The organism is Arthrobacter sp. efr-133-R2A-63 (assembly GCF_030209795.1).
Taxonomy (GTDB): Bacteria; Actinomycetota; Actinomycetes; order Actinomycetales; family Micrococcaceae; genus Arthrobacter; species Arthrobacter bambusae_A.
The window spans coordinates 74,164-94,176 of sequence record NZ_JARVRG010000009.1 but is presented as its reverse complement, the minus strand read 5'-3'; the positions used below and the strand labels follow the sequence as shown (position 1 = coordinate 94,176).

Sequence of the window (20,013 nt, the reverse complement as noted above, 5' to 3'; positions counted from 1 at the left end):
TCAGCCGACACCGAGGGTGCCGATCGTGCTGGCGGTCGCGCCCTGGGCAGGAAGCTGCGAAGAGGCGTCATGCCAGCCTTGCCGCAGCGGTTCCAGCAGCGCGATGCATTCCTTGGTCCGGTTGACGTCGCGGTAGATGTTGGCCCCGATCAAGGCTTCCATCGAGTACTGGTAGATGCTCAGCAGTCCGGGGGCGCCATCCCAAGCGTCGGTCTTCAAGGTGGAGGACAACTCCGTGACGATCGCCTGGGCATGCAGGAGGTTTTCCCTGGCGACGCCCCAATCGGCGTTCTCCTGGGCGAATTGGGCGCGGCCCAGGTCCAGCAGGAGGCGGTCGTACAGCATGGTGAGGAGCCTGGCCGGTGGGGCCGAGAGGATCGCGTCGGTGTTGTACTTGCTGAGCTGGCTGGCTCGAAGTGCTGTGGCTGTCACGGTCTAGTTTCCTGACGACGAGGAGGATGAGGACGAGCTGGACAGGGCGGAGATCTGGCCGGTGAGCCACGATGCCTGGGACTTCAGGCCACCGAGCAGGACCTCCATGTTGGTGTAGACAGCCTTGAGGGAGGCGCGGCGGTCCGCGAGCCTAACATCCCAATCGGCGATCTGGGAGGTCAGATCCGTCACTTCGGACTGCTGCCCCTTGATCAGCTGCGGTATGGAGCCGCTCACCGGGTCCGAGGCGTTCGTCGCGGCCGAGGCGACCCTCGTGGCGATCTGCGACAAGGCGGACTGGGTTCCGGCCGGGTCGGCCGCCATCGCCGAGGCGAACTTGCCGCTGTCGAAGGTGAAGGTGCCGTCCTTTTCGATGACGATGCCGTATTCGGAGGGCGATTTGCCGTTCACCGGGGCCACCACCGCTTCGGTAACGGCGTCGCTGATACCCCGCACGGAGCTGTTTCCGGTGAAGATACCGCCCTGGGCGCTGGCGACACCGGCGGCGCTCGTGGTCGTGCTCACCGCGCTGCTGGTCGCGATGTAGCCCAAAAGATCGTTCACCGATGAGACCAGGTCGCTGGCCTTCTTTGTAATGCCGGCCGTGTCGCTTGCGACAGTGACGGTGACCGGTGAGGAGCTCACGGCCGTTGCGGTCACCGAAACCCCGGGAAGGATCTCGCTGAACGTGTTGTTGGACGAAGTGATGGTCTGCTGCGCTGCGGTTCCGGCATACAGGACAGCCTGGGCATCCGCGGCCGGTTTGACGATGGCGGCAGTCGGCGCGGCAAACAGGTCCGTTGCAGTCCCTGCGGTGACATCGGCGGCAGTGCCCTGATAGGCCTGGAAGTCGCCCGCTGCGCCGCTCGTGCTGGAGGTCAGTTGCAGGCGATAAGTGCCGTTGCCGGCCGGGACCTTCACCGCGGTCGCTCCCCCGGCGGCGGCATTAACGGCCTTGACCACATCGTCAAGGCTCGTGGAAGCGGGGGTGATTTCGGTGGCCTTGCCGCTCTTGTCAACCAGCGTGAGGTGTGCCGGGTTGCCGGACGCATCGGTGGGCCACGTGGTGAGGGCTTCGGTGACACCGACTTTCGTGGACGCCAACTGGGTCACCGTCACATCGATCGAGCCCGTGGTCGCCGTGGTGGACGCGGTGGCCGTGACGGCCGGGTTGTTCGTGGTGGCCGTGAACAGATTGGTCGCGCCCGGCGCTGAGATGGACGTGGCAAGGGAGTTCAACACTGTCACGCGGGTGTTGAGGCTGTTGAGCGCGTTGATCATCGACTGGTCGGAGGTGACCTTGGACTGCAGCTGCTGCTGGGGCAGTGCTTCCACGGCCATCTGCGCGTCGATCATCGAGGTGGTGTTCAGGCCGCTGGCGAGGCCGTCAATCGATGTTCCCACTCGGGGATTCCTTCCAAAGTTATGCTGCTGCGCTAACGGCCAATGGCGGCCAGTCGGGAACAGGACCCGAGCTGACCGCCACCGGCGATGGATCCGCTAGGCGGTCCGGTTCTAGCCGAGCAGCTTGAGGACACCCTGGCCGGACTGGTTGGCCTGTGCCAGCATGGCCGTACCGGCCTGCTGCAGGATGTTGGCCTTGGTGAACTTGACCATTTCCTGGGCCATGTCGACGTCGGTGATGTGCGACTGTGCGGCCTGCAGGTTCTCACCGGAGACGTTCAGGGTGTTGATCGCGTGCTGCAGGCGGTTCTGGGTGGCACCCAGACCTGCCTGCTGGGTGGTGATGTTCTTGATCGCCGTGTCGATCTTGGCGATCGTCGCCTGAGCGTTTGCGCTAGCTGTACCGTCGCCAGCCACCGTGTCGGTGACGTTGAAGTCGGTGGCCCCGGCTGCGCCGGACAGGTTGCCGACCGCCGTGGCTACGTCGCCGACCTTGATGTCGATCTTGTCGTTGCCGGTGCTGCCGGTGCCGACCTGGATGCTCAGGGTGCCGGTGGCGGAAACGCCGGTGCCGGTGTTGCCCTTGAGCAGGTCGATGCCGTTGAAGTTCGTACCCTTGGTCAGGCGGTCGAGTTCCTGGCCGAGGGAGTCGCCTTCGGTCTTGATGGCTGCACGCGCATTGGCGTTGTTCGTGTCAGACGAGCCCTGTACGGCAAGGTCGCGCATGCGCTGCAGGATCGAGGTGACTTCGCCGAGTGCGCCTTCCGTGGTCTGGATGACCGAGATGCCGTCCTGGGCGTTGCGGGCTGCAACGGCAGAACCGGAAACCTGGGACTTGAGGCCTTCGGAGATGGTCAGGCCGGCAGCGTCGTCAGCTGCACTGTTGATGCGCAGGCCGCTGGAAAGCTTCTGCATCGAGCTGGCCACGTCGTTCTGGGTGTTGCTGAGGTTGCGGTAGGCGTTGTTCGCCATCAGGTTTGTGTTGATTGCCATGCCCATGGTGTTTCCTCCGTGATTGGGTCTGCTGGTACTCCAGGCCGTCCGTGGCCTGTCACTTCTGGTTATCGGAACAACGTTCCTTTTGGTTAGCAAAAATCCGCAGGGAAATTTTGCGGCAGCCCACAAAATCCGCAGGGCGCCGCTTGACTGGACAAAGCAGACAAATCATGTATGAACAACGCCTAACGCGTGGGCGACTGCAGCCGATAGTTGTCATTGGCGCGGCGAAGGCACAGGGGAAAGTGCCTTCTCGCGGCAATGCACCCGAAAAACCAACCCGGAACTGGAGTTGACCCGACATGGCCATCCATGAACTGTCGGCCCTGCTGTGGCGGGAACGTGAGCTATTGGACCTGCTGACGTTCAAGCTGGAGGAAGAGCAGCTGCTCCTCACAGCGGGCAAATCCCGATGGTTGCCGCATGGCACGCGGGAAGTCGAGCAAGTACTGGAACATTTGTCCAAGGCAGGCCTTGCCAGGGCGGTGGAAGTGGCTGCCGTGGCAGAGGAATGGGGCCTGCCAGCGGAGTCCTCGCTGGGCACGCTTGCCTCGTCCGCGCCGGAAGCGGCCTGGGCCGACGTCTTGTCCTCGCACCTGAATGCGATGCAGCAGCAGACCGCCACCATCAAGCAGTTGCGTGATTCAAACGAGCAGTTCCTCCGCGCTGCCGTCCGTTCCACCCAGGAAACCATGGCGGATCTGAAGCCGGCCGCCGGGACCTACGACTCCCATGGCCGGACAGGGGTCCAAGGCAGGACCCCGGACTCAACCCCCTCCCGTCTTTTCGACCAGCAATTCTGACCGGAACTCATCAAACACGGACGGCTAAGCAAAGGCCGGACCACTAGAGGTCCGGATCACCCAAAGGACAAAGCAGTGAGCACATTCGGCGGACTCAATACGGCCTACTTGGGCCTCACCGCAGCGCAGCAGGCGATCAACGTGGCGGGGCAGAACATCGCCAACGCCGGCACGGACGGCTACACAAGGCAACGCATCGAACAATCGGCCCTCAGCGCGCCGGTCCGGACGGGCCTTGTCGCGGCCGGGGTCCAGCCGGGCCAAGGCGTATCCGTCGATGGAATCGCCCGTCTGGGCAATAGCTTCCTCGACGCCGGCGTCCGTTCCACGGCTGCCCAGGCCGGCTACGCCGGATACCGTTCCACCGAGCTCCAGCAGCTCGAAGGCTCGCTGAACGAGCCGGGGCCTTCCGGGATATCCACGGCGCTGCAGACTTTCTGGTCCTCCTGGCAAGGCATCTCCAACAACCCGGGAGAAGCCGCGCCCGCCGGCATGCTGCTTCAGGCAGGTACAACCCTCGCCAATGCTGTTTCGAACGGTTACAAGGCCGTGGACGCGCAGTGGACCCGCGTCCACGGAGAAGCCCAAAGCACCGTCTCCACCCTGAACGACGCCGCCGCCCGCGTGGCCAACTTCAACGCGACCATCCGCTCTGTGACGGCCTCGGGAGGCTCCGCCAACGAACTTATTGATGCCCGCAACCAGGTGACCGAGACCATCTCGTCCTTGGCCGGAGGCACTGTCCGGGACAACGACGACGGCACGGTGGACGTTTTCGTCGGAGGGAACGCCATCGTCTCCGGCACCTCGCACCGCGACCTCGCGCTGGCAGGCCAGACAAGCATGGGCGCGCCCGGCGCGCCAGTCCAGTTGGAGTGGGCGGACCGCCCCGGTGTCGCGGTACCGCTCGACGGCGGAAAGCTCGCCGGTGCGGTCTCCCTCCTCGCCCCGGCCGCTCCGGGAGGTGCCGGCGGGGCCATCGCCGAAGCCGCCGCGTCCTACAACGCCTTCGCCACCAAACTGATGAACGACGTCAATGCCGTGCACCGTACCGGACAGTCCACCACTGGTGCCACCAACCTCGACTTCTTCGCCACCAACCCCGGCGCTCCGGCTGCGTTGTCCCTCAGCGTCGTCCCGACGAGCGCCGCAGGAATCGCCACCGGCAGCCCCGGCTCCGGCGCCCTCGACGGCAGCATCGCGGACGCCGTGGCCCAAATCGGCACCGGGCAGGGCTCCCCCGACGTTCTATGGTCCGGAATTGTCACAGGAATCGGCACAACGTCGCGTTCGGCACAGCAGCACCAGCAGCTCGCCGACGCGGCGAGCGCTGCCGCCGTCGGGCAGCGTTCCTCAGGAGCCTCCGTAAGCCTCGACGAGGAGAACATCAGCCTCCTCACCAACCAACACGCCTACCAGGCGGCCGCCCGGGCATTGACTGCGGTGGACGAGACCCTCGACGTCCTGATCAACCACACCGGATTGGTGGGAAGGTAAGCCATGCTCAACAGAGTCACCACTCAGACGATGGCCGCCGCCGCGCAGCTGAATCTCCAGGCGGGTTCGGCCAAGCTCGCAGCCCTGCAGGACAAGGCCACCAACCTTACCAACATCACCCGGCCCTCCGACGACCCAACGGGCTTGGCGAATTCCTTTGCCGTGCGGGGACAGATCAGCGCCGCCGGACAGTATTCGAACAACATCAACGACGGCAATGGTTGGCTGACAACCGCCGATTCGGCCCTCGGCCAGGCCACCAACATCCTCAACCAGGTCCGTGACCTCACAGTGCAGGCTGGCAACGGTTCCCTGAACAGCACCGCCAAGGAGGCGATCGCCGTCGAAATCGAAGGACTCAACAACGACCTCCTCGCGCAGGCGAACACGCAGTACCTTGGCCGCAATGTCTTCGCGGGAAGTTCCGATTCGGCCGGCGCCTTCAGCAATGCCACGCCACCCGTCTTCAATGGAACGCCGGGCAGTACGGTGCAGCGGCGCGTCGATGCGAACCAGACGGTGCGCGTAGACGCCGACGGCGGTGCGATCTTCGGGAGCGGCGCCACCTCGGTCTTCGCCTTGGTGAGCAACGTCGTCGCCGACATCCGCTCCGGTGCCGACGTCGGCAGCCGCTTGACGGCGCTCAGCGACAGCATCAAAACTGTCATCAGCGGACGGGCAGACGTCGGAGTGCGGCAGACGAAGCTGATGAGCGCGCAGAACTCCGTGGACGGGCTGAAGGCCTCGCTTGAGGTCCAACGCTCCGGCATTGAAGACGCAGACATAGGAAAGGCGGTCATGGACTTGAAGCTGCAGGAAACCAACTACCAGGTTGCCCTCGCTGTCACTGCCAAGACGTTGCAGCCCACGCTCATGGATTTCCTGAAATGAGCACGGCACAGGCTTCCCGCGAATTGAGCTTCACGGCGCCCATGCCGGGGCTCGAAGCCTCTGCCGGCTTCGCCTTGCGGGGAATCGACGGCGCCCCCGGGCTCTACGCGATGGAATCGGCCAGTCCGCGCATCCGGATGTTCCTGGCCGAGGCCGCCGTCTATCTTCCGGACTACGCGCCAGCCATCCCCCGCACGACATTGGAAGACCTCGGGCTGGACCGGGCCGAGCTGGCAACCACGCTGGTAGTGGTCAACCCGACTCCCGAAAAGACAACGGTCAATCTCGCGGCCCCCATCGTACTCAACCCGGAAACCGGACGCTGCACGCAACTGCTCCTCGACAGCAAGGAATACCCTCTCCGGGCCGAGCTGAGCGCCTAAGCAAACGCGCGCTCACCTTTAGGCCCCTCCCGGCAGACGCCCGCTCAGATGATCTGAGCGGGCGTCTGCGCTTTTGACCGCATATCCGAGCGAGCGTCGCCGGTTTTTACTGCATATGTGAGCGAGCGTCCTGTCTTGCGCTGCGGGATCGTCGCCCGACCCATCGGCCCTCCACAACGCCCGCTCACCTTTGGGCCATTTCCGGCGAACGCCCGCTCAGGTGATCCACTCCCAAACCAAAATTGTTTCGGCAAACCACTTGCGCCCAGGCTTCTGCGCGTTCATACTAAATGAACGTCATTCATTTAGTGACTCCCGTCTCACCGGAGAACAGCCATCATGATCCACACCACCAACCCGGGCGCCCCAACCTCTCCCGCCCGCCATCAGCTTCGATGACCCCACAGACGGCTTTCACTGCATCACCCAGCAACAATCTTCGGCCCATCTAGAAAGAGCCAGGCACATGACTCAAATAACCCGCCCAAGCGCCAGGAAAACCGTGGAGGCCCACGATCCCGCCGGCACCGAACACGGCATCAGCGGCAAAGGACTCAAGACGGGGCAGCTGGGGCTCCTCGCCGTCGTCGTCCTGGGTATTTCCTCCGTGGCACCCGCCTACAGCCTGACCAGCTCACTCGGCCCGGCGGTCAATGCGGTGGGCCTTCAGCTGCCTGCGATCTTCATCGTCGCCTTCATCCCGATGATCCTCGTGGCGTTCGCCTACCGGGAGCTCAACGCGGACTCCCCGGACAGCGGCACCACCTTCACGTGGGCCACCAAGGCATTCGGCCCGTTCATCGGCTGGATGGGCGGTTGGGGGCTGCTCGCGGCGAACATCATCGTCCTGTCCAACTTGGCAGGCGTCGCGGTGGACTTCTTCTACCTCTTCCTCGCCCAGGTGTTCGGCAATCCCGATCTTGCCGACCTCACCTCCAACAAAGCCTTGAACATCGCCACGTGCCTGGCTTTCGTCGCGCTGGCTGTCTGGGTCAGCTACCGGGGCCTGCATGCCACCAAACTGGTGCAGTACGCCATGGTGGGATTCCAGGTTGTGGTGTTGGGCGTCTTCGTCGTCATGGCACTCACCCACGCTTCCTCCGGTGACACCCCCACGGCCATTGCTTTCAGCTGGGACTGGTTCGACCCCACGAAGATCAGCAGCTTTGAGCAATTCGCTGCCGGCATGTCCCTGGCGGTCTTCGTCTACTGGGGCTGGGACGTCTGCTTGACGGTCAATGAAGAGACCAAAGGCGGCAAAGGCACAGCCGGCAAAGCGGGCACCACGACGGCGATCGCCGTGCTGGGACTCTACGTCGCCGTGATCGTCGCGACCATGATGGTGGCAGGCGTCGGTGGAGACGGCATCGGGCTCAACAACCCGGACAACCAGTCCAACATCTTCGCCGCACTCGCTTCACCCGTGATGGGCCCCCTGGCCATCCTCATGTCCTTGGCCGTACTCGCAGGCACAGCGTCGTCCCTGCAGTCCACCATGGCCTCACCGGCCCGAAGCCTTCTCGCCATGGGTCACTACGGCGCCCTCCCGCACAAGTTCTCCACCGTGAGCAAGCGCTTCGGTTCCCCCGGATTCGCAACCATCATGGCCGGGGCTATCTCCGGCGGGTTCTACGCCATCATGAAGGTGGTCAGCGAGAACGTCCTCAACGACACCATCCTGGCTTTGGGCTTGATGATCTGCTTCTACTACGGAATGACCGCCTTTGCCTGCGCTTGGTACTTCCGGCACAGCGTGTTCAGCAGCGTCCGCAACTTCTTCATGCGCCTGCTCTTCCCGGTGGTCGGCGGCGTCGTGCTGACCCTCGTCTTCATCCAGACTGCAGTGGACAGCTGGTCCCCGTCGTTCGGCAGCGGTTCCGAGATCTTCGGCGTCGGCCTCGTTTTCATCATCGGCGTGGGCATTCTGGTCCTCGGAGCGGTGGTCATGGTGATCATGGCCCGCGTCCGGCCCGGCTTCTTCCGCGGCGAAACCCTCCGCAAGGACACTCCGGCCCTCGTAGTTCCGGAGTAACCCTTCAGCGCGCGAGAAGCCCTGTTCCGGAATCACCCGGGGCAGGGCTTCTTTTGTGGTCGCTTCACCACATGTGCGCGACGTCGATCACCAGGCGCGATCCCGTTCCCGGACCGGCCAGAGTGACGACCCTGAACGGGAGGCGGGCGCGAAGACCCAGGCCAAGGCTGGTGTATCCCTCGAAGCTGCCCGCGTAAGCCACCTGACGGAAGGTCTTGTAGCTTGAGACGTTCGTCAGTTCGTTCTTGTCGGCCGGGGTGTACGTGGCATTGCCGCCGGCGGAGTACGCCGGTGCGTTGACTGTGATTTGCAGGAACGCATTGCCTCTCAGGTCAACGGGAAGTCCCGAGCCGTCCTGCAGTACCTGTGGAACGTAACGGATCGAGTAGCCGGCAACGGCGCCGTTCAGGTCGATCACCAGGCGGTCAAAGCATGGTTGCGGGCCCGTCCTGACATTGACCACTTGTGCCTGGGCCAGCGCCGGGTTGGACTTCGCCAGCGATCCCCACACAATCCCGCAATACGGAGCGGCGGACGCTGGTCCCGGAGCCACGAGGCCGAGCCCGACGGCCACTAACACTGTTCCCAACCACGCGTGAAACCTTCTCACCGGGACCCACTCCCCTTAGATACTTGAGAGATCCGATACCTCAAAGCGTAGGAGTGTCCGGGACCTTTCGGTGGCTTCGTTTCCGCTTCGGCCCCCAACCGTTAGTGGAGATCGCGAAGGGTCACGGGGACGTGATGACGCAGCCTGGATTCTGCGTCTTTCCCGGGCTTTGGCGCTGTTTCGCGCCCCCGTTCGTTATCCCGGATAACGACGCCGAATGGGTTACTGCTGAGGGGTCGCGAGGTGCGGGCACGATCTGCCAAAAGTCTGCTGGGCGTGACATGCAAAAGCCCCACCCGGCTGGTGTGGTGTTGCTGGATTCCAGTCGTGCGGGGCTGCTTTGCGTGCGGGGTTTAGCCTTCGCACTCGCGGCAGTACTTGAGGCCGTTCTTTTCCAGCGCGATCTGCGACCGGTGACGGACCAGGAAGCACGATGAACACGTAAATTCATCGGACTGCTCCGGGACAACGATGACGGTCAGTTCTTCACCGGACAGATCGGCGCCCGGAAGGTCGATGCCTTCGGCTGTGTCGTTCTCGTCGATGTCGATCACAGCAGTCTGGGCACCGGAGCCGCGCGATGCCTGAAGGGCCTCGAGCGATTCGGCGGGAGACTCTTCTTCGGTCTTGCGTGGGGCGTCGTAATCGGTAGCCATTGTTGTGGTTCACTTTCGTTGCTGCATAGTGCCATTTCAGGCACCTCAGTGAAGCAGTTTAGGGCATAGTACACGCCATCAACGAATAGTGTGTCCAACGAGACATTTGGCCACGTAAAAACCCCGGAATCCCGGGGTTTTCGCTACTCCCCAGCCCGCATTTTCCTGGCCTGAGCGTCCGCGATGGCCACACCGCTGAGGGCCGGGAGCCAGCCGTAGCGGGTGGTTTCGGTAGCTCCGGAGGCCCCCAGCTCGGCGGCGTCGTAGAAGTAGGCAGCTTCGATCCAGGCGCTCACCTTGGACATGATGGAGACGATCATGCGGCCAAACTACCGAGGCCGCATTCAGGACCCGTTTCCGCCCTGTCACAGCCGTGTTAAATGATCCTGTAGCTCAGTATCCGCGTGCCGCCGTCGTCGTGGCCGTCATCCGGAGCAGCGTGAATCAGCAGTCCGGATTCATCCGAGGTGACGGTGACAGGGTTGCGGGTGATGACGTGACCCGCGCCGCTGAACACGCTGATGGGCACGTCCCGACTGACTCTTCTCCGAACCGGTTCCACCAGCGCCAGTCCTCCGAGTTCAAGGACACCGCCATCGGCCTCCGGCAAGAGGGAAATACCGCTGCACAGCAGGAGTCCCGGGCCCAGGAGTTGGGCATCCTGGTAGTCGACGAAGTGCCCGGGGTTCTCCCACTGATCCAGCAGCCGCCCGTCCGTGTCCCAGGTGTAGAGCTGCCGGGAACCCCAGCTTCCGCCGAACACCAGGTCCAGTCCGGGATCGCGGAGGATCCAACCGATGTGGTCGTCCACACGGAACCGCTCGCTGACCTCGAAGGTGTCCGGATCGATCGTATAGACGATGCTTCTGCTCGCGGCCCGGTACTCGGCGACGGAAACCCACACGTGGTCGCCGTCGAAATCGATACCACCGGGGTGATACGCGGCGTCCTCTCCCACGGGAATATCGCGCAGCAGCCCGCCGTCCGGTCCGAGGACGAACACGTGCCCGCTCCCCCGTCCGGGAGTGCGCAGTGCGGGATCCGCCGCGGGGCGCGGCGCATCGAGGATCTCAACGGAGGACAAGAACGTCAGTCCCCTGGCGAACGCCATGCCCTGCGGGTGGTGGGTCGGAAAATCGAGGCGGATCTCCCCGAGCGGTTCGAAGCGGCTCCGCCGGTCGAGCGCGGAGAGGAGCTCAGTCTCCCGCATCGGCATGCGCCTGCCTCCACAATTCGTAAAGCTCGGCTGCGTATTCCGGACGGGCGGCAAGGACCCCGCCCTGTTCCGGGAACGTGTCCATCTCGCCTTCGGAGTTGAGCACGACGCCTCCAGCCTCCTGAACAATAAGCGTCGCCGCCAGGTGGTCGATCGGGCTGAAACTCCCGATGATCGCCCCCGCGCCGCGCCCGGCGGCTACGCCCACCACCGTCATGGTCGCCGAACCCATGATCCGCATGATGCAGTGCCGCTCGCCCAGCTCCGCGAGCAGTTCCAGCATCCCGGGCCACGGCAGGTGTCCCGCGAGTTCGGTCGCCACCACGGTTCCGGCCAGGGCCGCCGTCGAACTCCCCCCGGGAGCCAGTGCTAGCGGTATTCCGTTGAGCCAGGCGCCGTGACCCGCCCACCCCTCGAAAATCTCGCCTCGCCAGGGATCAACGACGACGGCGACAGCTGGCTTGCGGTCCACAGCCAAGGCAAGCGAGAAGGCCGTCCACGGAATCCGGTTTACGTAATTGGTCGTCCCGTCGACCGGGTCAAGGTACCAACATGGTGCGCCGGGCACCGCGACTCCACCCATTTCCTCGCCAACCACTGTGTGGCCGGGAAGGCGGGCGGCAATCACTTCGCGGACGTGGCGCTCGACGGCGACATCGACTTCCGTGACCAGGTCGGCAGGGTGCGCCTTGGTCGAGACCTGGCCGCGATCGGCGTCGCGCATGTACCCGACGACCCATTCGGCCAGCTCCAACGCGACTTTCCGGGACTCAAGAACTTCATCTCCGGCGAGTCCCCCGGGAGCCCGGGCCGAATCCCACACCTGCGGGTCTTCGGCGATGGCGCTTTGCAACAGGTCCAGCTGGTTGCTCGTGATCGAATCCACGCCGAGTCCCAAGGCCCAGCGCATTGTTTCGAGATCATCAATGGTCCAGCACGCAACCTTGGCCCCCGCGGCGTGGATCTGTTCCACCATGTCCTTGCTGAGGACCACGTGCTCGGAATTGACGAACTCGGGATTCAGCTCGGCGAGCAGCTCGTCCGGCGGGGCCGTCCTCTTGCTCCAGGGCAGCCAAATCCGGGCGTCCTGGTCGAGGGCACGGATGATCCGCATTCCGTCCAGGTTCCCGCACCAGGCCACTTCGATGCCGCTTTCGCGCACGACGGCGGCAGCCGCCCCTGCGGGGCCGGGCTCGTCCATGTCGATGAGCAAGGTTGACCGGCGGCCGCGGAAAAGCTCTATGGCTTCGGAAAGCAGGGGAATCCGCTCCTCGCCGGCGCCCAGTTGCCTGATGCGGTCATAGTCGACGTCTGCAGCGTCGGCGTCGAGGCTCCAGATCCTGAGCAGGGAGGCATCGTGGAGCAGGATCACCTGCCCGTCCTTCGTGACCCGGACGTCCACCTCCACCAGGTCCGCACCCGCGTCGACGGCAGAGGCGATGGCGGGCAGCGTGTTCTCCAGATGTTTGCTGGAGTCGCCGCGATGGGCCGTGGCGCGGGTCCTTGTGGTGTCAATGGTGTTGCTCACAGTGAGGCACCTGCCTCTGCTACCAGGCGTCCGTCCCGGAAGGTCATGGCCTTGCGGATGCCGGCATAGAGCTGTTGGCCTGGCCGCATGGGCTCGCCGCTGACAAAGCTGCGGAGCTGGGCGTCGGCCCTGCGCACGTACACTTCCTGGAAGTGTCCGCGCGGGACAACCCTCTCGACCGTCGCCGGAACCGCACCCGCGAAGGGCGCGTCCGCCAGGATGACGTCCTCGGGTCGGATCCCGAGAATGTCCGGGCCCGTGGCAATAAGTCCGTTGTTGAGCGAGCCTTCGATGCGGTTCATGCTGCCGATGAACGTGGCCACAAACTCGGTTTCCGGGCGGGCATAGAGGGCTTCCGGTGTGCTGTATTGCTCGATCCGGCCAGCATTCATGACGGCGATGCGGTCGGACATGGACATCGCTTCTTCCTGGTCATGGGTGACGATGACCGTGGTGATGCCCAGTTCCTGCTGGATCTTGCGGATGTCTTCACGCACTTTGACCCGCAGTTTCGCGTCCAGGTTGCTCAAGGGTTCGTCCAGGAGCAAGAGCTTCGGCTCCTGGACGAGTGCCCGGGCCAAAGCCACGCGTTGCTGCTCGCCGCCGGAAATGCGGGCGGGCTTGGAATCCCTGTGATGCAAAAGGCTGACCAGCTCCAGGACGGCTTCCACCCTGTCCTTGATCTCCGCCTTGGACATTTTGCGGAGCTTCAGCGGGAAGCCGACGTTTTTGGCCACGGTCATGTGGGGCCACAGCGCGTAGTTTTGGAACACCATCGCGCTGGGGCGGTTCTCCGCGCCGAGGTGCGATACCTCTTGGCCTTCCACCTCGATGGAGCCGGAGTCCGGTTCCAGGAAGCCGGCGATCATGCGCAGCGTGGTCGTCTTGCCGCAGCCGGAGGGCCCCAGCAAGGACACCAGTTCGCCCTCCTTGACCGAGAGATCGAGGTTGTCGATGATGGTGCGGCCGCCGAGGACCTTGTGGAGGCCGCGGATGGCCAGGCCACCGCCCGACGCCGGTGTGCCCGGCTTTGTGGGGCTGGCGGGCAGTTCGGTCAATGGTTCATGGATTGTCATGGGTAGGTTCTCTGTCTGACATTGAGCGCGGGGCGCTATTTGATCTGGAAGCCTTCGGCGAGCTGGCCGCCGAGGATGTGCTTGTGCGCCGCGAGCATGAGGGCCACGGAGGGGATGGCCAGCAGGATCGAGAACACGGCGGCCACTTGGGTGGGGTAGTTCAGCACCAGGCTGTACATCTGGGTCGGCATGGTCATGAACGCCGGGGCACCCACCAAGTACGTTCCTTGCGCTTCGTCGAAGGACGCCAGGAAGGACATCACGGCCGCGACGATAATCCCGGGCAGTGCCATGGGGAGAGTCACTGAGGCGAACACGCGCAATGTGGAGGCTCCGGCGTCGCGGGCTGCTTCCTCAAGGTTCCGCGGCACGGCAGCGAACGCTGCAGCCGGGATCCACGTCATGAAGACCACTGTGCCCAGCACGTGCACCACGAGGATTCCCAGCACCGTGTTCATCAGGTTCAAGGCGTAGAAGAGCGCCGCAAGGGTAACGAACAAGCCCATCTTGGGAAAGGCGTTGGTCGCGAAAAGGCTGATCAGGAAGAAGCGTCGGCCGGGAAAATCGAAGCGGGCGAAGGCGTAGGCGGCGGGCAAGCAGATGATCGCGGACACGAGCACCGTCAGCGGGGCGAAGAACAACGAGTTCTGCACCGCGATGCCGAGCGCGCCGTCGTTGACCACCACCTGCCACCAGCGCAGCGTCCAGTCGTCGGGAAGGAGGTTGGGGAAGGTCCAGTTGCCCGCGAAGGCGCGGACGCCCAGCCAGAGCAGGGGGCCGAGGATGAACACGACCATAAGGACCACGAACAGGCCCACGACGGCACCGCGCACAATCGAGCCCAGCGTGAGCGGCCGGCGGGTGCGTGAGGCAGTAGTGACAGCCATCAGGCTTTCCCCTGTTCCTTGGCCGAGCGGAAGTTTGCCCACACGTAGAGCGCGGCGATTCCGGAAGCGATCAGGAAGACAGTGAAGGCCATGACCGCGGACTGCTGGGGCTGGTTGAAGGCAGAGAAGTAGTTGGACATGTCCACTCCGAGCATGTTCGGTGAATTGGGCCCGGTGAAGTACGGCACCGTGAACGAGCCAACAATTCCAATGGCCGTAAACGTCGTCGCGATGATGATGGGAACTGCCGCCATGGGAACGATCACCGAGACGATCGTGCGCAAGGAGCCGGCACCGGCGTCGCGGGCTGCTTCGATCATGGCGTTCGGCACGGACTGCAGTCCGGAGGAGACCATGAGCACGGCGAACGGAAGCGACGTCCAGACCGAGCCGATGATGACCGTGACCATGGTGAAAGCCCATACCGGGAAGTCAAGCCCGAACAGGGCAAAAACGCTCCGCAGGAAACCCGTGCCGGAGTAGAAGGTCAGGATCGCCCACGAGGCGATGACCACCGGGATGAACAGCGGCACGATCGCCAGTCCGGAGAGGAGCCGGGCCATTCGACCGCCCTTGAGCTTGAGGTAGAGACCAATGCCCAAGGCCAGGAAGATGACCGTTGCCGTGCTGGCCAGCGTCACGATGACCGTAACCAGAAGGTCCCCGAGGAAACGCTTGTTGGTGAACATCTCCTGGTATGCCGCCAGCGTTCCCCACCATGAGTCCGCCTCGTGCACGTTCTGGCCAATGGTGGCAATGGTGTGGTTCAACCCACCGGTGAGGCCGATGCTGAAGCCGAAGGCAAGCACGATCGGGAAGCCGACGAAGATCGCGATCAGCAGGATCGGCGGCAGGGCCATGAAGAATCCGACGGCGCGCTGGCCCAGGCGCTTAGGGCGCGTGGTACGGGCCGGCGGAACTGTTTGTTCCAGTTCCGCCGGCTTGTGAAGCGTGGTTGTCACTGGCCGGGAACCTTCTGGTCCCAGAGGTTGTTCAGGTCTTTGCCCATCTGGTCGAAGTAGCCCTTGCGCAGGTTGTTGGTGTCTGCGTCCTTGAACTTGTCCTTCACGTCAGCCGGCAGTTTGTCCAGGCTGATGGCCGGGAAACCGGACATGTCCTTGATGATCATGGTCTGCGCGTCCGGAGAGAGGACGAAGTTGGCAAGCTTCAGTGCCGCTTCCTGGCGGGGCGAGGACTTGGGAATGCCAAGGTAGGCGGCACCGCCGGTGAAGGACGGGTTGCTGATCTGGGTGGCCTTCACGGTGGACGGGATCTGGCCATTGGTCAGGCCGGTGATGAACTGGTCAGACCATACCGGTGCCATGGAGATCTGTCCCTTGGCGAGCAGGTCAAGGGTCTGCTGGTTGCCGTTGGGGTAGACACCGCTCTGGAAGACGGATGAGTTGAGGTCCTTCAACGTCGCGAAGCCCTGGTCCCAGTACTTCTCGAGGTCCTTCTCGTAGCCCACCGTCATCTTGGCGCGGGCGTCGGCGGGAACGAACTTGTCCAGGACCGTGGCAACGAATGCGCCACCGGACCCTCCCGACTTGGGCGAGTTGTAGGTGAACTTGCCCGGGTTTGCCTTAATCCAGGCGAGCAGATCGTCGAGGGTCTTCGGCGGAGTGGCAACTGTCTTGGTGTCATATGCGAGGAGCACCGCGGAGCCGCGGTACGGGATGCCACCGGTGCCGCCGGCCTTGATGACATCCTGCGGTACATCGTTCAGTGCCGGAATCGTCTGCGAGCTCACGGAGGTCAGCAGATTGGCCGCAGAGGCCTTGGAGACAAAGCCGCCGTCCACGAGGTCGAAATCAGGTTCCTTGTTCTGCTCCGTGGCGCTGGTCAGTTTCGCCAGGGTCTGGGCATCGTGCTCGCCGTGCAGATCGAGGGTGACCTTCACGTTGTAGCCGGGGTTGGCCTTCTCGAAGGCGGGAACGAGGCTCTTTTCCCACAAGTTCTGGACGTTCGTGTCCCCGCTGATGAACACGGTGATCGTCTTGTCCGGAGATGCGCTGGCGCCATTGTTCTGCGCCGAAGCAGTACTGCTTTGCGCGCAGCCGGTCACAGCGGTGGCTGCAACGACGGCGACGGCGGCCGCTGCTAGAAAGCGGTTGGTCATGGGTGTTCCTTCATCTTGTCTCGAAAAGTCCCCCAAGTGCAGGAACTACCTTCCAAGGGCAAGGTGAAGGAGCGGGTCTTCCCCCATGAATCCGTGGTGAACCGCAGACAGAATTAACGCAAATATGTCAGGACATACGAACAACCATAAGAAGCCGGAAATCCCTACTTTTCGGCACGCTTCCACTTGATGGTCAGGAACGTGACGAGGACGGCTATCGCCGCAGCGAGGGCCAGGCTGACGGGGCCGGTGCCCCAGTCGAGTCCCCCTCGGTCAGGGGAAACAGCGGTCCAGTCAGAGAAGGACGCCCCCAAGGGACGGGTCAGGATGTACGCGAACCAGAAGGCGGGGATCGCCGCCAGCAGGCGACGCCAGCGGGCCAGCGCCGGGATGGCGATGACAACCGCGAACATGATGCCCGAGGCAAGGTAGCCCAGGCCCAGCGAGTAGGCGGTCAGGTCTCCGGTCGCGGTGCCGAGCGCGAACGTGGTCAGCACCGCAGCCCAGTAGAACAGCTCCCGACGCCGGGTGGTGATGCTGTGGATGGAGAGGGTCTTCTCGCTCCGGTGCCAAAGCAGGAAGACGACGGCGAGCGCCACGGTGAAGAAGAGGGTCGACGCCAGATAGGGGACGCCAAGTCCGACGTGGACTGCGTCGGCAGCCATGGTCCCGAACACGCTGACCATCGCGACGGCGGTCCAATACACCCAGGGGATGTACCGGCGGACGCGGAACTGCAGGACCAGCGAAATCGCCAATGCCGCGAACCCGAGGCCCAGGGCGATCTCGGGTTCGAATCGGTGCACCAGGAAATCGGACGTCGTTTCGCCCATCCCGGTAGTGAGGATCTTCACGACCCAGAACAAGACGGTGACCTCGGGTACTTTCGAGGCGGAGGCTCGTGAGACGGCGTTTTGCAGTTGATCGCCAACAGCTACGGTGTCCTTGGCCCGCGGGCTAGCGGTGACTTCTTCGGGCATCATGGCCCCCATTGTTCACGGCCTTCCCGAGCGTTTCCCGAATGTGACGCATGTGGCCACGCCCTGACACGGTGACGAAGCCCCAAGCCACCCGGCCCCATTCGCGGGATAATGGAGCCATGGCCGATCAGGATCAGGACCCTTGGGATGAGTTCGACAGGCTCAAGCCCGCAGGACACGATCGCGTCCAAGGCTATCCCGGAGGAGAACCCTTGGGCTTTGGCTTCCGCACGGGCGTGCGGAGCGCACGAGTGGCCCTGGGTTTCGCCGTCTACGCACTGGTCCTTGGCACCGTGCTTGTCCTCGTCGGGATCATCGACTTCATCGGCACGGGCGAGGTGCTCTGGCTGGCGTTGATGGTGCTTATCGAGGCCGTCTTCATCTATGGCTTCATCCAGTTGGCGCACCAGGCGCGCAACCGGCGTTCGACGTAGAGCACTCTGTTCCGAAGAACTACAGTCCTTCCGCGATCTGCTTGATAGTGGACAGGCGGCGGTCCCATTCGGCGCCGATGCGGTCGAGGTTGCGTGCCGTTTCGCTCAGTTGCGAGCCGAGCACCCTGTAGCGCAGTTCGCGGCCCACGCGCAGCGATTCAACGAGCCCGGCCTCCTGCAGCACGGCGAGGTGCTTGGCGATGGCTTGTCGCGTGACCGGGAGCCGCCCGGCGAGGGCCGACGCCGATGCGTCGCCTTCGCCGAGGGCAGCCAGAATGCTCCACCTCGTCTCGTCTCCGAGCGCGGCGAATACTGGAACCAGGGTGCTCGTGGTCACGACCCACCCTCGACATAAGCGGCCAGTTCGTCCAACTCCGAGTCCCAGCCTTGGCGGTGGCTCTCCATGTTGAAGGCCGGATCGCTCGTCGTGCCGAAGCCGGTCTCGACGACGGTGAGCTGCGTTCCGCCGTCGAGCACTTCAAGCGTGAAGCGGAACACGGTCGAGTGGTCAGGGTCGACCTCGGCCGGCTGGGTGCCGCGCGCGTCGTCGTTGCTCCAGCGGTAGGCGATCATTCGCGGCGGGTCGAGTTCCTCGATCAGCACCGGGAAGGCGCCGTATCCCTCGAAAGAAAAGACACCGCGGCCTCCAACGGCCACCTCGTCAAGGACGGCGGTTTGTCCGAACCAGCGCGCAATGTGCTCGGCTTCGGTGATCGCGGCCCACACCTTCTCGATGGGTGCCGCGATGGTGATGGTGCGCCTCACGGTGAATTCGCCGGCGTCGACGACGGAGGCCTGGTTTGCAGTCATAGCCATGATTCTGGTCCTTTCAGCCATTTACTGCAACTAAAGGGTTGCATTAACTGAAAGAAAGAGCAACCCTTAGGCTGCAGATCGAGGCTTACTGGGGTCGCCAAGGGCGGATCTTCTGCGGCGTCCCGCGGCCACGATGAAGACCGCGACGGCGATTGTCACTATCGCGGCGCCGCCGCCGATTGCGGTGATGATGCTCCAGGGGCTGAGAGTCCCGACGCCCGATGGCGTTCCAGGGACGGCGGGTTTCGAGGCTGTGGAGGTTGTTGCGCCCGGGGCAACCGCGGCGTAACGGGACACTGAGCCGTCACCGTTACCGCTGCCCGGGCTTGTCACGATGAGCGTCCCGTCCGGAGCCACCGCCAGATGCCCGGAGTTCTTCTCAGTTGGGATGGAGGATCCCACAGCTGTTGCGCCCGGCGGGATGACTGACAACACGCGGTCTTGGACCGTGGTCACAAAGACGGTACCGTCCTGGCCGACGACTGCCTCTTGGGGTCCTCCCGGGACGAAGATACGGTATGCGACCGTGTCAGCGCCCGGTTTGATGACTGCGAGCTGATTGGAACTGATGTTGGTGACATAAATTGTTCCGTCAGGGCCCGCGGCGATCCCGTGGGGATTCTCTGTGCTTCCTGACGTCGCGCTGACCTGAATGGTCCGGGAGACGGCGCTCGCTCCGGAAGGAATGACCGAGACAGTCCCCGCGATTTGGTTTGCTACGAACGCGGTGCCGTCCTTCGTGACCGCGACCTCCACCGGTCCTTCTCCGACAGGTACCGTCCGGTCCACGGTCGATCCGTTCGCCGCGATGACCGACACGGTGTGCTCCAACGAGTTCGGAACATGGATCGTCCCGTCAGGTCCAGCGGCGATCAGATGGCTCCCGCTGGAAACCGGAATTCGTCGCGCGACACCGGTCGCGCCGGCAGGAATCACGCCCACGTCGTACTGATTGCTGGCGCTGTCTCGTTCAGCGACGTACAGGGTGCTGTCCGAGGCCATTGCCAGGCCTGACGTGAACCCTCCCGTGCTGATGGTCCGGGATGGCCGGACCGCTCCGGGAGGTATCACGCTGATGCCGCCGGCCGCTCCGTAGTTGCCGACATACGCAGTGCCGTCAGGACCGACCACCACGCCAACGGGCACCCCGCTCACGTCAAGAACGTCCGAAGGTGCCGCCATCGCAGGCACAGCGCCCAGATAGGCGAACGCGGTCGCGGCCACGACGGCCAGGCTCCAAATTTTCACTTTCT

22 protein-coding genes are annotated in these 20,013 nt (G+C 63.8%); 6 read left to right on the top strand and 16 right to left on the bottom strand.

Going from position 1 to position 20,013, the window contains the following annotated elements:
* From fliS to QRN45_RS04595, 3 genes are all read right to left on the bottom strand, one after another.
* The gene (gene fliS / locus QRN45_RS04605; RefSeq protein ID WP_241708091.1) at positions 1-432 is read right to left on the bottom strand and encodes a flagellar export chaperone FliS; all 432 of its coding nucleotides are present in this window, start codon (positions 430-432) and stop codon (positions 1-3) included.
* Between the two features lie 3 nt (positions 433-435).
* A complete protein-coding gene (fliD, locus tag QRN45_RS04600) occupies positions 436-1,836 on the bottom strand; it encodes a flagellar filament capping protein FliD (protein ID WP_284762530.1) in 1,401 nt (466 codons plus the stop codon).
* Between the two features lie 111 nt (positions 1,837-1,947).
* A complete protein-coding gene (locus QRN45_RS04595) occupies positions 1,948-2,835 on the bottom strand; it encodes a flagellin N-terminal helical domain-containing protein (RefSeq protein WP_241708089.1) in 888 nt (295 codons plus the stop codon).
* 299 nt (positions 2,836-3,134) lie between these two features.
* On the opposite strand from QRN45_RS04595, the gene QRN45_RS04590 reads away from it, so the two are divergent.
* The 5 genes from QRN45_RS04590 (at position 3,135) to QRN45_RS04570 (ending at position 8,438) form a co-directional block, all read left to right on the top strand.
* Complete coding sequence (locus tag QRN45_RS04590) at positions 3,135-3,635, top strand: flagellar protein FlgN (protein WP_241708088.1); 501 nt, start codon at positions 3,135-3,137, stop codon at positions 3,633-3,635.
* 75 nt (positions 3,636-3,710) lie between these two features.
* Complete coding sequence (flgK, locus tag QRN45_RS04585) at positions 3,711-5,132, top strand: flagellar hook-associated protein FlgK (protein ID WP_284762529.1); 1,422 nt, start codon at positions 3,711-3,713, stop codon at positions 5,130-5,132.
* Between the two features lie 3 nt (positions 5,133-5,135).
* The gene (locus QRN45_RS04580; protein ID WP_241708086.1) at positions 5,136-6,023 is read left to right on the top strand and encodes a flagellin N-terminal helical domain-containing protein; all 888 of its coding nucleotides are present in this window, start codon (positions 5,136-5,138) and stop codon (positions 6,021-6,023) included.
* A complete protein-coding gene (gene fliW / locus QRN45_RS04575) occupies positions 6,020-6,406 on the top strand; it encodes a flagellar assembly protein FliW (RefSeq protein WP_241708085.1) in 387 nt (128 codons plus the stop codon). Before QRN45_RS04580 ends, fliW begins: the two co-directional genes overlap by 4 nt.
* 466 nt (positions 6,407-6,872) lie before the next feature.
* Positions 6,873-8,438 carry an APC family permease gene (locus tag QRN45_RS04570; RefSeq protein ID WP_241708084.1) on the top strand — a complete coding sequence of 522 codons (1,566 nt, stop codon included), beginning with the start codon at positions 6,873-6,875 and terminating at the stop codon, positions 8,436-8,438.
* Between the two features lie 64 nt (positions 8,439-8,502).
* Here QRN45_RS04570 and QRN45_RS04565 read toward each other — a convergent pair whose 3' ends face one another.
* From QRN45_RS04565 to QRN45_RS04520, 10 genes are all read right to left on the bottom strand, one after another.
* Entirely contained in the window at positions 8,503-9,048 is a 546-nt protein-coding gene (locus QRN45_RS04565; protein ID WP_284762528.1) for an AMIN-like domain-containing (lipo)protein, read from the bottom strand.
* 353 nt (positions 9,049-9,401) lie between these two features.
* Positions 9,402-9,704, bottom strand: a complete 303-nt coding sequence (locus tag QRN45_RS04560; protein ID WP_078106360.1) for a DUF4193 domain-containing protein — start codon at positions 9,702-9,704, stop codon at positions 9,402-9,404.
* 143 nt (positions 9,705-9,847) lie between these two features.
* Positions 9,848-10,024, bottom strand: a complete 177-nt coding sequence (locus tag QRN45_RS04555; RefSeq protein ID WP_171983423.1) for a hypothetical protein — start codon at positions 10,022-10,024, stop codon at positions 9,848-9,850.
* Positions 10,025-10,080: 56 nt separating this feature from the next.
* Positions 10,081-10,914 (bottom strand): DUF6454 family protein, encoded by an 834-nt coding sequence (locus QRN45_RS04550; RefSeq protein WP_241708082.1) that lies wholly within the window; start codon positions 10,912-10,914, stop codon positions 10,081-10,083.
* Positions 10,901-12,448 carry an inositol monophosphatase family protein gene (locus QRN45_RS04545; protein WP_241708081.1) on the bottom strand — a complete coding sequence of 516 codons (1,548 nt, stop codon included), beginning with the start codon at positions 12,446-12,448 and terminating at the stop codon, positions 10,901-10,903. The genes QRN45_RS04550 and QRN45_RS04545 overlap by 14 nt, the downstream gene beginning before the upstream one ends.
* The gene (locus QRN45_RS04540; protein WP_241708080.1) at positions 12,445-13,524 is read right to left on the bottom strand and encodes an ABC transporter ATP-binding protein; all 1,080 of its coding nucleotides are present in this window, start codon (positions 13,522-13,524) and stop codon (positions 12,445-12,447) included. Before QRN45_RS04540 ends, QRN45_RS04545 begins: the two co-directional genes overlap by 4 nt.
* 35 nt (positions 13,525-13,559) lie before the next feature.
* A complete protein-coding gene (locus tag QRN45_RS04535) occupies positions 13,560-14,411 on the bottom strand; it encodes an ABC transporter permease (protein WP_241708079.1) in 852 nt (283 codons plus the stop codon).
* On the bottom strand, positions 14,411-15,373 hold the full coding sequence (locus QRN45_RS04530; RefSeq protein WP_241708078.1) for an ABC transporter permease: 963 nt from the start codon (positions 15,371-15,373) through the stop codon (positions 14,411-14,413). Before QRN45_RS04530 ends, QRN45_RS04535 begins: the two co-directional genes overlap by 1 nt.
* Positions 15,370-16,530, bottom strand: a complete 1,161-nt coding sequence (locus QRN45_RS04525) for an extracellular solute-binding protein (RefSeq protein WP_241708077.1) — start codon at positions 16,528-16,530, stop codon at positions 15,370-15,372. The genes QRN45_RS04530 and QRN45_RS04525 overlap by 4 nt, the downstream gene beginning before the upstream one ends.
* A gap of 164 nt (positions 16,531-16,694) precedes the next feature.
* Positions 16,695-17,513 (bottom strand): COG4705 family protein, encoded by an 819-nt coding sequence (locus QRN45_RS04520; RefSeq protein ID WP_284762527.1) that lies wholly within the window; start codon positions 17,511-17,513, stop codon positions 16,695-16,697.
* 116 nt (positions 17,514-17,629) lie between these two features.
* Between QRN45_RS04520 and QRN45_RS04515 the strand changes: the two genes are divergently transcribed.
* Entirely contained in the window at positions 17,630-17,944 is a 315-nt protein-coding gene (locus tag QRN45_RS04515; protein ID WP_241708075.1) for a hypothetical protein, read from the top strand.
* Between the two features lie 19 nt (positions 17,945-17,963).
* On the opposite strand, the gene QRN45_RS04510 is transcribed toward QRN45_RS04515, so the two are convergent.
* From QRN45_RS04510 to QRN45_RS04500, 3 genes are all read right to left on the bottom strand, one after another.
* Positions 17,964-18,281: an ArsR/SmtB family transcription factor gene (locus QRN45_RS04510; RefSeq protein WP_241708074.1), complete on the bottom strand. Its 318-nt coding sequence runs from the start codon at positions 18,279-18,281 to the stop codon at positions 17,964-17,966.
* A complete protein-coding gene (locus tag QRN45_RS04505) occupies positions 18,278-18,760 on the bottom strand; it encodes an SRPBCC family protein (protein ID WP_284762526.1) in 483 nt (160 codons plus the stop codon). Before QRN45_RS04505 ends, QRN45_RS04510 begins: the two co-directional genes overlap by 4 nt.
* Before the next feature lie 66 nt (positions 18,761-18,826).
* Positions 18,827-20,008: an NHL repeat-containing protein gene (locus QRN45_RS04500; protein ID WP_284762525.1), complete on the bottom strand. Its 1,182-nt coding sequence runs from the start codon at positions 20,006-20,008 to the stop codon at positions 18,827-18,829.
* Positions 20,009-20,013: the final 5 nt, after the last annotated feature.

Bases quoted from the DNA above. Each gene is read 5' to 3' on its own strand.
- QRN45_RS04595 (WP_241708089.1), bottom strand. From the start codon at position 2,835: ATGGGCATGGCAATCAACACAAACCTGATGGCGAACAACGCCTACCGC.
- QRN45_RS04590 (WP_241708088.1), top strand. From the start codon at position 3,135: ATGGCCATCCATGAACTGTCGGCCCTGCTGTGGCGGGAACGTGAGCTA.
- QRN45_RS04580 (WP_241708086.1), top strand. From the start codon at position 5,136: ATGCTCAACAGAGTCACCACTCAGACGATGGCCGCCGCCGCGCAGCTG.
- fliW (WP_241708085.1), top strand. From the start codon at position 6,020: ATGAGCACGGCACAGGCTTCCCGCGAATTGAGCTTCACGGCGCCCATG.
- QRN45_RS04570 (WP_241708084.1), top strand. From the start codon at position 6,873: ATGACTCAAATAACCCGCCCAAGCGCCAGGAAAACCGTGGAGGCCCAC.
- QRN45_RS04560 (WP_078106360.1), bottom strand. From the start codon at position 9,704: ATGGCTACCGATTACGACGCCCCACGCAAGACCGAAGAAGAGTCTCCC.
- QRN45_RS04555 (WP_171983423.1), bottom strand. From the start codon at position 10,024: ATGATCGTCTCCATCATGTCCAAGGTGAGCGCCTGGATCGAAGCTGCC.
- QRN45_RS04550 (WP_241708082.1), bottom strand. From the start codon at position 10,914: ATGCGGGAGACTGAGCTCCTCTCCGCGCTCGACCGGCGGAGCCGCTTC.
- QRN45_RS04540 (WP_241708080.1), bottom strand. From the start codon at position 13,524: ATGACAATCCATGAACCATTGACCGAACTGCCCGCCAGCCCCACAAAG.
- QRN45_RS04535 (WP_241708079.1), bottom strand. From the start codon at position 14,411: ATGGCTGTCACTACTGCCTCACGCACCCGCCGGCCGCTCACGCTGGGC.
- QRN45_RS04525 (WP_241708077.1), bottom strand. From the start codon at position 16,530: ATGACCAACCGCTTTCTAGCAGCGGCCGCCGTCGCCGTCGTTGCAGCC.
- QRN45_RS04520 (WP_284762527.1), bottom strand. From the start codon at position 17,513: ATGATGCCCGAAGAAGTCACCGCTAGCCCGCGGGCCAAGGACACCGTA.
- QRN45_RS04515 (WP_241708075.1), top strand. From the start codon at position 17,630: ATGGCCGATCAGGATCAGGACCCTTGGGATGAGTTCGACAGGCTCAAG.
- QRN45_RS04505 (WP_284762526.1), bottom strand. From the start codon at position 18,760: ATGGCTATGACTGCAAACCAGGCCTCCGTCGTCGACGCCGGCGAATTC.